The sequence below is a fragment of the Paenibacillus macquariensis genome (assembly GCF_900156375.1).
Classification (GTDB): domain Bacteria; phylum Bacillota; class Bacilli; order Paenibacillales; family Paenibacillaceae; genus Paenibacillus_AQ; species Paenibacillus_AQ macquariensis.
Genome location: NZ_FTNK01000009.1, coordinates 103084 through 116375, shown reverse-complemented (window position 1 = coordinate 116375; position 13292 = coordinate 103084). Strand labels below are relative to the sequence as shown.

9 protein-coding genes are annotated in these 13292 nt (G+C 43.4%); all 9 read right to left on the bottom strand.

What is annotated here, in order from left to right; all coding sequences use genetic code 11:
* Nucleotides 1-75: 75 nt before the first annotated feature.
* On the bottom strand, nucleotides 76-1092 hold the full coding sequence (locus BW961_RS16835) for an extracellular solute-binding protein (protein WP_068588780.1): 1017 nt from the start codon (nucleotides 1090-1092) through the stop codon (nucleotides 76-78).
* A 131-nt stretch (nucleotides 1093-1223) separates the two neighbouring features.
* Nucleotides 1224-2306 (bottom strand): ABC transporter ATP-binding protein, encoded by a 1083-nt coding sequence (locus BW961_RS16830; protein ID WP_068588783.1) that lies wholly within the window; start codon nucleotides 2304-2306, stop codon nucleotides 1224-1226.
* Nucleotides 2307-2329: 23 nt separating this feature from the next.
* Nucleotides 2330-3985 (bottom strand): ABC transporter permease, encoded by a 1656-nt coding sequence (locus BW961_RS16825; RefSeq protein WP_068588786.1) that lies wholly within the window; start codon nucleotides 3983-3985, stop codon nucleotides 2330-2332.
* A gap of 86 nt (nucleotides 3986-4071) precedes the next feature.
* A complete protein-coding gene (locus tag BW961_RS16820; RefSeq protein ID WP_068588791.1) occupies nucleotides 4072-5109 on the bottom strand; it encodes an ABC transporter substrate-binding protein in 1038 nt (345 codons plus the stop codon).
* Nucleotides 5110-5131: 22 nt separating this feature from the next.
* Nucleotides 5132-5920 carry a DUF3919 family protein gene (locus tag BW961_RS16815; RefSeq protein ID WP_068588796.1) on the bottom strand — a complete coding sequence of 263 codons (789 nt, stop codon included), beginning with the start codon at nucleotides 5918-5920 and terminating at the stop codon, nucleotides 5132-5134.
* Between the two features lie 32 nt (nucleotides 5921-5952).
* Entirely contained in the window at nucleotides 5953-7398 is a 1446-nt protein-coding gene (locus BW961_RS16810; RefSeq protein WP_068588799.1) for a sensor histidine kinase, read from the bottom strand.
* 3 nt (nucleotides 7399-7401) lie between these two features.
* Nucleotides 7402-8067, bottom strand: a complete 666-nt coding sequence (locus BW961_RS16805; RefSeq protein ID WP_068588802.1) for a response regulator transcription factor — start codon at nucleotides 8065-8067, stop codon at nucleotides 7402-7404.
* A gap of 511 nt (nucleotides 8068-8578) precedes the next feature.
* Nucleotides 8579-12316, bottom strand: coding sequence for an S-layer homology domain-containing protein (locus BW961_RS16800; RefSeq protein ID WP_068588805.1), 3738 nt, complete (start codon nucleotides 12314-12316; stop codon nucleotides 8579-8581).
* A 164-nt stretch (nucleotides 12317-12480) separates the two neighbouring features.
* On the bottom strand, nucleotides 12481-13215 hold the full coding sequence (locus BW961_RS16795) for a hypothetical protein (RefSeq protein ID WP_068588808.1): 735 nt from the start codon (nucleotides 13213-13215) through the stop codon (nucleotides 12481-12483).
* Between the last annotated feature and the right edge of the window lie 77 nt (nucleotides 13216-13292).

Below are 13292 nucleotides of genomic sequence, written 5' to 3'. Positions count from 1 at the left end.
AAGAAGCAAAAACTCCAGACCGAAAGGGTACTGGAGTTTTTGCTTCTTATCACTCTTACATTTACAATCGCAGCTCTAATGTTCATTCACGACGCGCCACCTTGAGAGCAGGGTATCCCGGTGCTCAGCAGCGATGTCGAAGCGGTATGTCGTCAGCAACTTTTCCAGCTTAACAGAAGCAAGCAATGGATGGACCTTAATGTTGGGAAGCACAGGTAAAGAGAAAGCTGAATTCATGTAATCTGTCTGTGCATCGCTCGACAGCACGAAATCCACGAGTTGCTTCGCAGCAGCCTTATTATCTCCACTCTTCAAGATGGATACAGCCCCAATCTCCCAACCTGCCTGCGGAGGGATAGAAGAATAAATGGCATATCCTGAATTCGTGAAGCGAAGCTGATCTCCCATGAAGCTAACGACCGCAGCGACCTCTCCTACTGCAAGTCGCTGTGCAGAGCTAATTCCGGAGAATGTCGTCGACGAACTTTGTATCTTTAGTGCGTGCATAAGTTCAACAGCCTTCTCCTCACCGCGCTCCTGCGCAAGTGAAGCTAGTAATGTATATCCCGTTCCAGAAGTTTCGGGATCGGGAATTTCTATTTTCCCCTTGAGCTCTGGCCTTAGCAGGTCTTCATATCGCTCCGGCAGCGCTAAAGTCGCAAGCAAAGGATCCTGCTTCCATACTTGCTCGTTCACACCGATGGCCAGTGCACCCATATACATTCCGGTCCAGTAACCGTCCTTATCTTTGTATATTCCAGGTATCTTATCAACCATACGCGATGAATATCGAATTAATTTCCCATTCTTCTTAAGCTGCTCATGAAGGTCAGCCGGTCCCCCGAGGACGACATCAATACCCGTCTTATTCATCTGCAACAGATGATAACTCGCCTCTCCACCCGACATCCGAATGACCTCGTAGGACTGACCGGTCTCTTTCTTAAATTTCTCCAGTAGAATACGTGCCTCATCCTCCTGAAAAATCACATATACCTTGAGCGGCTGATTGCTTTGCTTACCGGGATAATACAATATAAGAACAAGAACGGCTGCTACTACCATCGTAATAATTATGCTTCTACTTCTCAAATCACATGTCCCCTCCCGTTTACTAAGCCTATAGCCGCCCTTTTTTTCTTCCTTCATATACGCCAAAAAAGGAAAACGATTGTTCTCCTTTTTCGAGCTACTATTTCAGTTTATTCTTTATTCTTTATTCTTTATTCTTTATTCTTTTTTATAATATGGATTTTATCAGCCGCTGCACTCATTTGGACTTGACCTTCAAAAGTCTTCTGACCAATATCATAGGCATCCACAATCCATTCCTTCCCGGACTGATCAGCTAAGAAGTATCGCTCCTTCTCCCCTAGGAACATCGACGATTTGACGACTCCGAAGACGTGAAACTCTCCCACTTCAGGCTGATTTAGACGTAATGACTCTGGGCGAACACTCAGAAGAACTTCCTCACCCTCCGTCAACTTCTCGTCCGTAGCAATCGTAACGTTATCTCCCGCTTGACCATAGCGAACTATCGCCTTACCACCTTTATTTTGCATAACTACTGCCTCTATGAAATTAGTAGTCCCAATAAAGTCAGCTACATATTGCGTACGTGGTTCATAGTAAATTTCATGCGGTGTACCGTATTGATCTATCGCCCCTTTATTAAAGACCACGATCTGATCTGACATCGATAAAGCTTCCAACTGATCATGTGTTACATAGATTACGGTGAGTCCAAGCTCCTGCTGAATAGCACGTAGTTCAACCCGTACCTCTTCACGTAATTTAGCATCAAGGTTACTGAGCGGCTCATCCAGAAGAATAATCGGTGAGTTCATGACTAGGGCACGGGCCATCGCTACACGTTGCTGTTGACCCCCTGACATTTCATGGGGATAACGCTCTTCAAGTCCAGTTAATTTAACCTGAGCCATAACATCCTTAACTCGTTGTTGCACTTCCGCTTCAGGTCGTTTCTTAATATCTAGCCCATAGGCAATATTATCAAATACCGTCATATGCGGGAAGAGTGCATATTCCTGAAACACCATCGGCGTACCCCGTTTGTAAGGCGGCAAGTCGTTCACTAGCTTCCCATCAATCCATACCTCACCCTCGTCGACCGTGTAGAAACCTGCGATAGACCGAAGTAATGTTGTCTTGCCGCAGCCGCTCGGACCTAGGAAGGTGATGAACTTCCCTCGTTCAATCTGTAAGTTTATATTTTTCAGGACGTGGTTATTACCGAACACTTTATTCACATTTTTTAGATCTAGTAGTATGTTGGATTCCATCGTGCCCACTCCTTTTTCTATCATTAGAAATCAAATATTTTCACTTTAGATCGGAAGATCAACTTGATCACGCCAAGTGTAGCTAGTGTTGTACCCATCAACCCGACAGCTACAGCTGCTGCCCAATAGTAGGTTCCTGTTTCGGCGTAGTTAAAGATCGCCACGGCGGCAACAACCCATTTCGGGGTGATTAAGAAAATAATTGTACTTAATGTATTCATATTTTTCATAAACGCATAGACAAAGTTCGCTACGACGGTTTTTTGCAGCATTGGAAATACAATCGTTGTCAGCGTCTTACGGCTATTCGCACCCAGATTGTTGGCTGCTTCTTCGATCGATTTATCCACTTGTTTAAAGGATGCGGTCAATCCGCGATACCCAACAGGCATCTGTTTGAGTAACATCGCAATGACTATGAGCGCCGCAGATCCTTGTAAGACGATCGGACCATTACTAAAAGCAACAATCAGAGCAAGACCCACGAATGTTCCTGGAAGTGCTATCGGTAGAACCGCGCTGAAATCGAGTATTCTTTTACCTGGGAAAGGTTTGCGAACAACGATATAGGCGAGAACTAGAGCAAATGCAACTGCCAGCACGGCACTGATTAACGATAATACTAAGCTGTTCAATACAGCTGGACTGGATGAACTAAATACTACCTTCATAATGTGATCCAGTGTGAACGTATTATCTCGGCCGAAGTTTTTCGTAAAGGCAAATAGAATCGTAATCGCAAACATCGAAATAATGAACAGTGAAATCAAGCTGTTAAATGTAAAGAGTAAAGCATCTGTCTTCTTCGATGTTGTGATCCGTTTCAAACCGGATACCGGCTTACCGGTAATCGTAGAATAGGAACCTTTGGATAAAACCTTATTTTGAACCCAAAATACAATCAGTGCAGGAATCACTAGGATAATCCCCATAACAGAAGCAAGTCCTGCTTCGTTATTAATGATCTCCCCGTAAATTTCAACAGCTAGAAGTGAATAGTTACCACCAATCAGCTTCGGATTCCCGAAGTCAGCGAAACAGTTAATCGCAACAAGCAAGAAAGCATTAATAACTCCTGGAAGTGCAAGTTTGAGCGTAATGGTACGAAACAATTTAAAGCCTCTTGCTCCAAGATTCTGCGCTGCAATCTCCAGATTCGGTGATATGGCTCGCAACACACCCGTTATGGTCATATAGGCCAGCGGGAAGTAGGAAATGGTCTGAACAATCCATAGACCTGGAAGTCCATACAGATCAAGTTCGAAATTGAAATTGGTATTTAACCATTGAGAGATCATACCGCCGCGCCCGAAAAGTAACAGGAATGCTAATCCACTCATGACCGAAGGAGCTAATAACGGAATAAAGGCAATAAATCGGAAGAATTTCTTCCCCCTGATGTTACTGTAATGAATCGCATACGCGTATATGAATCCGAACACGGTTGCTGTAAGTGCAGATAACGACGAGCTGACTATCGTATTTAATAACGCTCTGGCATAACGTGGTTTACTAAAGAATGTTGCCCAATTATCAAAGCCTGATGTAAACACAACAACTATGAGCGGATAAATGACAAACAGAATAAGAAATGCAAAACTGGTCAGTACAAGTACGAGTGACGATGGATCTTTGAAGAGCCTCTTGATCGACTCCCCAATGCCTTTTTTTTCTTTCATAGGGGGCGACTCCCACCTTTCTGCTATCCAATTAAAGGGCATTAGCCTGACCATTCATAGCCATGCGTAATACCCCAGTGGCTCTTTTATTTCAAATCTTTCAATGCACTTTGCAATTCTTTACGTTGGGAAGCAGCTTTCAACAAATCATAGGCATCGTTGTATTTCGTAGTTTTAATATCGATACCACCTTCTGGAATCGGTACAGATGCTTTAACGGATACAGCGTATGCTGATTGCGTATACAACTCACCTGGTTCATTTGTAAGCATATAATCCATCAGTTTCTTTGCCGCTTCTGTATTAGGGCCACCCTTTACAATGGATAATGCGCCAACTTCATAACCTGCAGCTTCTGGTACGACACTCACAATCGGATTGCCTTGGTTTTTGATCTTCAACTGGTCACCTAGGAAAGTCACACCAATGGTATATTCGCCTTTGGCAGCTTTCTGAATCGGTTCAATACCAGACTTCGGTCTTTCCTTCAAGTTCGGTAGCAACTGCTGCATGTAGTTCAACATCTCATCATCACCCCATACTTGGGCTAATGAGGCTACTGCTGTATAAGCTGTACCTGATGTTGCTGGATCAGACATACCGATCTCGCCTTTGAATTTAGGATCGAGTAAGTCCTTAAAGGACTCAGGATATGGATATGTACCATATTTATCCTTCCAACGTTCCTCATTAATACCAATCGCAATGGGGTTAAGATAGAATCCTGTCCAGAACCCCTCTTTGTCCTTCATATTGTCAGGAATATCGGAAGCATTCGGAGAAACATAAGCTTCTAGTGAACCTGCTTCCTTCAACACTTGGTGAGAATCTGCTGGTCCACCCATCAGAAAGTCTGCTTGTGGATTCGACATTTCGTTCTGTACACGAGACACCGCTTCACCACTTGGCAAGCGAAGAATATCATAATCAATACCGGTTTCAGCTTTAAATTTATCTAGCAATTTACGTGCTTCTTCCTCTTGGAAGATGGAATATACGGTGATTTTCTGTTTCTCTTTACCACCAAATATGCCGGATTTGAACATAAAGAACCCCGCTACCAATACAATCACTATGACCGACAATATGATGGCCGAGCTACTACTCTTTTTACTTCTTGCCATAGATTAAACCATCCCTTCAATTTCAATATGAGGTATCGTTTAACTTGAAATAGGCTCTTTGGTTCGTCTCATCCAGAAGGTCATACACCACAATGTAGGCACTGTCATATCGATCCAAGTGAATCCAGTGCTTCTTCGCTCGATAGTCACTCGTAAGTTGAATGACAAAGTGTGTGTCTGGCGGTTGTTGCAAGTCATCAAAATGGCTGAAATCGATAATGCGCGCCGCTGCCGCGATCTGTGACGTTAATTCCTGTCTCTCTTGTTGAGAGAGAGCCGTAAGTACACCCTGCTGAAGCGAGAACACTTCGTTCTTCTTGTTCTCCACTGCGGATCCAATGGTCCCCGTAGTTAGGATCTTATCGATGAGTGTACTTTGCAGCTTACGGATATTAGCGCTCACATTGAGTGAATTGACCAAGCTCTCACCGAAGCGAAATGCATTGGTCTCCACCTGAAACGGAATATCTTCTTGATCCAAATAGGCCATCGTTCCTGTCAACAGCAACCGCGGAACCTGGTTCTGTTTACGCTGAGTACCTGCGGATAATAGGCCGGAGAAAGAAGATTTCAATTTCAGCAGTTCCTTCGGATCCTCAATGGAGAGGGTCCCTAGGCCTGGATATGTAATATCCACGCGCATAGGAACTCCTGCAACACGGTCGAGACTATCCTGTTGAGGAGGTACAATATGTACAACGTCAACAGGCGTACGAAAGACGTAGGAGCAAATACCGATTAACAGACTACCCACAATGACTTGTAACAGGATCAGGCGAAACCATGAAAGCCCTTTCATATCCTCTGGCATTTACTTTAACCTCCACATATATCAGAAAAATTTTAGATTTGTATCACTTTTGTAACAGCGCTTACATTTTTTAAATTCTTAGGGAATCGTAGCTGAACTTCCGTCCCTTGACCCTCCGAACTGTTGATGACGATACTTCCGCCCTGCAGTTCCATAAACTGCTTGCAGATAGGCAATCCTAATCCGTGTGATTCGTTCGTGATGACGCGGTCCTGTTTCTCAGCCGAGGGCAGAAATACGATCTGCTGATCCTGTTGTGATATTCCCTTCCCATTATCTACAATACAAACCAGACCATAGTGTTCATGATCCGTAAGCTCAATATGAAGCTGTGTACATTCGCTATGCTTAATGGCATTATCAATCACGTTAAATAGCACCTGCTGGGTTCGTTCTGGATCCAAATATACGGTACAAGGTGAGATCTTCACCATGGTAGATATCGTTGATTTCTTAAGTGTCGGCTGAAGGATACGTAAGCTGTCCGTAATAATGGATCCCAAATCAGCCTGTTCAAGTATGATGCGCCAGGCTTCATCACCTTTAAGTGATGTATGTAGGAGTTCCTCAACCATCGTTAATAAGCGTGTACTCTCTTTACGGATGTAACTATTACACTCTTGTATATCTTCTGTCCGGTTCATTCTTGCCATTAAATCAGAGAACCCAATAATGGAAGTGAGCGGTGTCTTTAACTCATGGGTGATATTATCATAAAAGGCCTTCTGTTTCCCTTGTTCATAATGCAGCATTTCAATGTGATGTTGCAGCGCATCCGACATATGGTTGAAGTCCTTAGCCAAATCCCCTACTTCGTCCCGACTGCTCACCTCTATCTTTCTGCTGAAATCACCGATCGATACTGACTTAAGTGCCTGCTGTAACACATGCAAAGGTTTCACCAAAAATGATGAAAAGGAATAGCTGGCCAAAAGTGAGAAGATCAAACAGCCTATAGCCGCTCCTATAAACCATCTACGCATCTGGTGAAGTGTATCTATATTCTCCTGAAGGTCCAACAAATAACGAAATCCCCCCACCATCTTCCCTTCATACCAGAAGGGTACAGAATAGATGAGATATTGCGTGCCTTCTCCAGCGGTGATGACCGTCGTTGTGTTCCCAGAAAGTGCTATCTTAATGTCGTTACGTTTGAGCAAATTCTCCTTATCACTGCTACTACCGACAATCGTCTCATCTAATGCGAACAACTGTACTTGGAAGTTGCTGTTCGAAGCTAGATGTGAGGCAATAAAAGGAGCATACGTACCGGAGAATAATTCTTCAATGTTGATTTTCTTATCACTCACAATCTTCAAAGCCTCAATCCGGTGCAGGGCAGAATACTGACTTAACGTCTGGGTATCACGTTCGATCATGCTCTTATCAAGTGTATAATTCACAATATAATACATCGCCGTGAGCAACATAACGATTGTAACGGCATGTTGGATAAACATTTTATTACGTAGCCCCATACGCTATACCTCCAGCTTATAGCCTGAACCATGTACGGTGGCGACCAAATGCTCATTGGGTCTCATCTTCTCCCGAAGACGATTCACCATCATGTCCACGGAGCGTGTATGACCATAATAATCGTATCCCCAGACCTGATCTAGCAGATCCTCACGGGTATACACCTTCTTCGGATTCGCACATAACAGCCACATGAAATCAAACTCTTTACTCGTCGTTTTAAGGAGTTGACCGGCAATCTTACAGGAACGCTCGCGCTTGTCAATCTCAATAGGTCCAATCTGAATGACTTCGGTAGACACGACCACTTTCATGCGCCGCATAACTGCCTTAATACGTTCAATGAGTTCGCGTGTCTCAAAAGGCTTCGTTAGGTAATCATCTGCTCCAAGCTGAAATCCTAATATTTTGTCATTCATTTCATTCTTAGCGGTGAGGACAATGACTGGAACCGTCTTATACTGTCGTTGAAGTATCTGAAGAAGTTCGAATCCGGAACGATCAGGTAACATGAGATCAAGTAATATGATATCCGTATGCCCGGACTCAAGCTCTGTCAATCCTGCAGCTACAGATCCTACAGCCTTCGGTTGGTATCCTTCAACTTCCAAACTTAATTTAAGCAACACTTGGATGCTGGGATCGTCTTCAATAATGAGTATATTCATATGCTACCCCCTCTTTGTGCAATACCATTCTTACTCTTGTGTGCTGCGCATCTATCACATGTCATTTATATCCCTCTTATAATAACGGATACTTCTCAAGATGCACACATAATCTATTCATTTGCATCTTGTTGCTATTCCAATAAACCCATCGTTCAATGCTCTACAATGAGGTCATTTCATCGTAAATATCGCTACTTTATTCAATGATAGACAACACCCTATCAATATCTTGAACTTAACAAATCGTGAATAAATTACAAGATGGAGTGATCATATGGTATTGGGTCTTCGGAATCCTATCCGTCTTTTATTACAAGAAAGTCATTAAAGAAGCACTATCACAAGTAAGAAAGCACCAGTCGCAGACCTAAAGATACTGGGGCTTGTGCTTATTTTCCTTTTTGAACACATACCTAAGTATGGAAGTATAGCCATCTATTACTTTAGAATTCGCAAATAGAAAATGGGTGGCCCGTGGGCCACCCATTATAGCTACGCTACCGCAAGTTTATCTTGATAGCAGATTGTAAATCACTTGTGCAGCTTCGGCTCTTGTAGTCACTTCTTGCGGATTGAGCTTATTGCTCGTTCCTGTCACTATGCCTCTTTCTACTAGTACTTGAAGTGCTTCTTTAGCATAACCAGCAATCTTTCCTGTATCGCTGAAGCTCGAGATCGTTACTGCCGTCTTCTCTGTTGGCAATTCACCCAGTACGTCAAGGGCACGGTACAAGAGTGTAAATAACTCCTGACGTGTGATTTGATCATCTGGATTGAACTCATTAACACCAGAACCCGTTGCTATCTTCAGACGCTTCGCAGTCGCCAAATAATTCGTGTAATACGTATTACCTGCATCCGTAAAGTTATCCGTGACGTTGTCGTCAGGGACTATGCCATAAGCCTTCAATAATAAGACGATGAACTGTCCTCTTGTTACCGTTGCATTCGGATTGTAATGATTGGCATCCGTACCAGAAGTGATACTGCGTGCTGCGAGGAAATCGACTGCACGACTATACCATGAAGCATCCAGAACATCTGCAAAAGTTACTTTATTATATCCAATGATATATTGGGAAAAGTGTGTTGTTACGAAATCAACGGTTCCCTTGGCTGCGTCATATCGACCGCGTACGTTCTCTAAAGTTCCAGCGCTATTAATATGATAGATAATAACAGCGTTCTGTTGTTCGCCTGCTTGTAGTGTATACGGTACACTGATGTGAACACTACCTCCGCCAAAGGTAGTAATATTACTCTTACCAGCTATAACCGACAAGTCATATACCGGTCTGTCACCGAGTACCGCCTTGCCTTCCTCGGTTAACGATACCTTGGCAATTCTGATGGTAATATCTCCCGTATCAGCAGCTGCACTTATACTCGCAATGGATTTGGCATCGAGCGTAATCGTACCGACATTCCCATAATTGATGATAATTTCAGCATTCGTACCGGAGGCTAATTCGTTAAATATGCTTCTCGGTATGCTAAGCTCAGCCGTTTTGGTTAGTGTCGTGGCTTCAACTTTAATTTCTAAGACAGCTTTGTTCCCAGCTACTTCAGCTGTTGTGGCAAGAGCAACAAAACTTGCCACGACATCTTTGGCAATGGATGCTGTGCTTACCCCTGTAGTCTTATCAATGGTAGTCGTTGCCGCTGCTACCGTAGTTGTAATATTTCCTATCGTTGTCGTAACCGACTTCGTGCTTGCCGTTGTAGATCCATTCGATGAAGAACCGCTTGATACAGTTCCGCCCCCTGATGGATTGTTATTGTTAGAAGTAGGAACAAATACTGGAACAATAACGTTGGTTACTGGGCTTGGCTTGTAACCCTCTTTGGCTGCGAACCTTACAAGATAAGTGCCCGGTACTAACCCTAGGGTTTCTTGCTCTGTTGCATACACATATTTCGTAACTGTGGTCAGCCTATATTCCAATGCTGCCGTTGTACCTGTAATTCTTCCATCATTGTTGGCTGATGAGGTAGGTGCAACCCCTCTTAGACCTGTCGGTGCTGCTTGCTCAGCCAGTTCTGCGGTATATGCTGGAACAACTACGTCTACCGCTTCACTCGCATTGTGTCCTTCTTTAGCCGCAAATCTCACATTATAAATGCCAGGAATCAGTCCGGTAGTTTCTTGCTCTGTTGCATACACATAATCAGTAACGGTGGAAAGCTTGTATTGTAAGCTTGGAGTAGTTCCTGTAATTTTCCCATCATTATTAGCTGCGGTGGTTGGTGCTACACCTACTAATCCGGTTGGAACTGCTTGTTCTCCATAGGCTGGGACCTCAACATTTGTATCTGCCCCTGCAATATTTCCTTCTGTAGCAGCATATCTCACATTATAAAAACCTGGTACCAAGCCTTGAATAGATGTACCTGTTACAGACTTATATGTCGCTTCTCCAATAAGTCTATATTCTAACCTTTCATTAGCCCCCGTGATTTGACCATCATCGTTCGCCTCTGAAGTTGGGGCTACACCAACAAGTCCAGTTGGTGCAGGTTGTTGTCCTACATACGAAGGTACTACGATATTCACTGCTGCGCCCGGATTATAAGGAATAGCAGCAGGTCCTACTGGTGTAGTAGGGCCTTGATATCCCGCTGTAGCGGCATATCTCACACTATAAGTACCTGGTGCAAGTCCTGTAATCGATGACCCTGTTACCGATGTATACAGTTCACTTCCCACAAGCTTGTATTCCAAAGCTGGACTCGTGCCTGTAATTTGGCCGTCATTATTTACAGCTGAAGTTGGGGCTAGGCTTGTAAGCCCAGTCGGTATAGCCTCTAGTCTGGCAAAGATCTTATCCAGAGCAATGGTGGCGAAATTGTATCTCGCACCATTCGAGTAACCGCTTTGTGGATATTCTGGTTGAATGTTCGTCCATGAATACATCAATTCCACGTGTCCTAGGATAGGAGCATTATTTCCATCCGCATCCTTATTGTCTTTGTTATACGTAAACAGATATGGAACCTGAAGTCTATCTCCTGTAATTGTGTTACCTAACTCATCCACATAACTGATGAATGAAGGTTTGGCAGCTGTATTGTTCTCTGTCTTGATATTCGTTAAATAAGTTTTGACCAGATCCACATACAACTTAGCATAGGGATGGTTTGTAGTTCGGATCTGAAGCTCATTGTTATTATGCGGGTTAGCACTGCCACTTGTGCCACTGTTATTGTTCGGCTCGGCAACAGTCACACCTGAGTCAAGCTTCGTATCGAAGAAGTAGACTTTATCAACATTGTGTTTCTTCGCATAAGCGTCAATATATTTAATAACCGCTTGTGTATTCGGGCACCAAGAACCTCCGAACAAGATAGCATAATTGCCTTCACTGACCACAATTTGCTTCAGCTGGTGATAGGTCACATGTTCGTAGACAAGGTCGCCATCCGATTCATTGAAAATCGTTGGTTTACCTGCGTTCTCTCCCTCATAATTCTTATTAAATGCCGCTTTAATATAGGAAGACTCATTAATAGTATCGTATCTCGGAGCCGAGCCAAGCACCTGTTTTACCGATGCTTTGTAATCTGACACTTTCTCAGAATCAAGTTTGCCATTGGTTAAGAAATCATCCTGGGAATAGCTCTTATCGAGATAGCTAACGACAGGCGTAAGATTTCCCTGCGCATCCTTATGATCCTTGTTGTACACCAATAGAAACGGAGATTCAATTTTCGGAGCCGTTACTGTAACCCCGCTCTTGTTGACATAGCTGACGTTCTCCGAAATAGCTTTAGGAGAGTAATTTAAATTTTTCAAATACTTATTGACTAAATCAACGTACTTGTAAGCAAATTTATTACTGCTATCTGTAATTTGGAGTGTCTCCCCATCTAACTTCGTATCAAAGTTATAAATAGTAGATATCCCATTTTCCTTCGCAACCTCATTGATATATCCAATATCAGCTTGAGTATTCTCACTCCACGCGCCACCAACCAGAACAGCATATGTTCCTTCGCTCTCAAACAGATTAACGATATCCTCATAAGTTGCTGTTTTAAACACATGGTTAGTATTTTTCAATTGCTTGTATACATGTTTGAAATAATCAAAGTGGCTTACTCCCCCTGAAGCGGAAATGTTCGTTAAAGCCTCTGCGACATCAGAATTGGCATCTGCATTGGCTCTGCCCGCTTGGGTTGGAAGGACAGTTAGCGAAGCTGCCAGAAGCAGCGTTAGAATTTTCTTGGATTTAAATACATTTATCATTATGTGCACCTCGACTTAAATTGTCTTATGTGATGGGTCAAACTTCGAACCTGTAGAACGAATTTTGTGCTATACATATTGAACTAAAGTCTGCGCTCATGAGTTCAATCATTTCTAAAGAAAATCATGAGTATGGGGGCTCGACTTTAGTTGAATTTATATCATTAAGGACAAACTTCTTCGTCAGCCGCTGGTGCTGGTGCTGGTTCTTTAACTGTTTCTTCGGGCGCTGCAGCAGGGGATTTATCGTTTGACGATGACGATGATGATGATGATGAGGATGTTGTTATCTCCGGTTGAGAAGTCTTAGGTGCCGGTGCGGAAGCTTTAACCACCTCAGTTGTGGAGAACGTTATCGATTTAGAAGGTGCTGCTTGCGCCACCTTTTCTTTCGGTTGGGACGCTACGACAGGGGCTGGTGTTGGCTGAGCAACCTTAGCTGTTACGCTTGCATTAGGTGTTGTTGCAGGCACCGATGTTACAGGTTGGGATCGTGGTTTTACCGACGAAGATACTTCAGTCGCAGTTGCTTTCACCTGCGTGCCTCCTGCTAAATCTACTACAGCTACTTTCGACTGAGCTGCTACTGGCGCAGTTGGGGTTGTTTCCACCGCTGTGGAAACTTCAGTTGTTGGCGCCACTGGCGAGGATATTTCAACACTTGATGTTGAAACATCTGGTTGAACCTTTTCAACTGTCGCAGCTTGTGCAGTCTCCGTCTGAACAGCAACCGGTGCTACTTCTTTCGTTGCTACTGCCGTTGTTGTAAATACTTCTGCATTGCTACTCTTTTGAATTGTTGCTGCGTCTGCTGGCTTTTTATTTGCGGATACCAAGACGTAAGTCAGACCCGAGAAGACCAATGCAGCTGTAACCAAAGATATAGTAATCTTTTTCATATGTATACCATCCTTTTCTCTTTGCTCGTGGCAAGGAAATTTCTAATTTCACTTTGCCTTGAGCTGGTTTTTTTGTG

What these genes read in the sequence shown, in the direction of transcription:
- BW961_RS16830 (WP_068588783.1), bottom strand. Translation starts at nt 2,306, where the DNA reads ATGGAATCCAACATACTACTAGATCTAAAAAATGTGAATAAAGTGTTC.
- BW961_RS16825 (WP_068588786.1), bottom strand. Translation starts at nt 3,985, where the DNA reads ATGAAAGAAAAAAAAGGCATTGGGGAGTCGATCAAGAGGCTCTTCAAA.
- BW961_RS16820 (WP_068588791.1), bottom strand. Translation starts at nt 5,109, where the DNA reads ATGGCAAGAAGTAAAAAGAGTAGTAGCTCGGCCATCATATTGTCGGTC.
- BW961_RS16815 (WP_068588796.1), bottom strand. Translation starts at nt 5,920, where the DNA reads ATGCCAGAGGATATGAAAGGGCTTTCATGGTTTCGCCTGATCCTGTTA.
- BW961_RS16810 (WP_068588799.1), bottom strand. Translation starts at nt 7,398, where the DNA reads ATGGGGCTACGTAATAAAATGTTTATCCAACATGCCGTTACAATCGTT.
- BW961_RS16805 (WP_068588802.1), bottom strand. Translation starts at nt 8,067, where the DNA reads ATGAATATACTCATTATTGAAGACGATCCCAGCATCCAAGTGTTGCTT.
- BW961_RS16800 (WP_068588805.1), bottom strand. Translation starts at nt 12,316, where the DNA reads ATGATAAATGTATTTAAATCCAAGAAAATTCTAACGCTGCTTCTGGCA.
- BW961_RS16795 (WP_068588808.1), bottom strand. Translation starts at nt 13,215, where the DNA reads ATGAAAAAGATTACTATATCTTTGGTTACAGCTGCATTGGTCTTCTCG.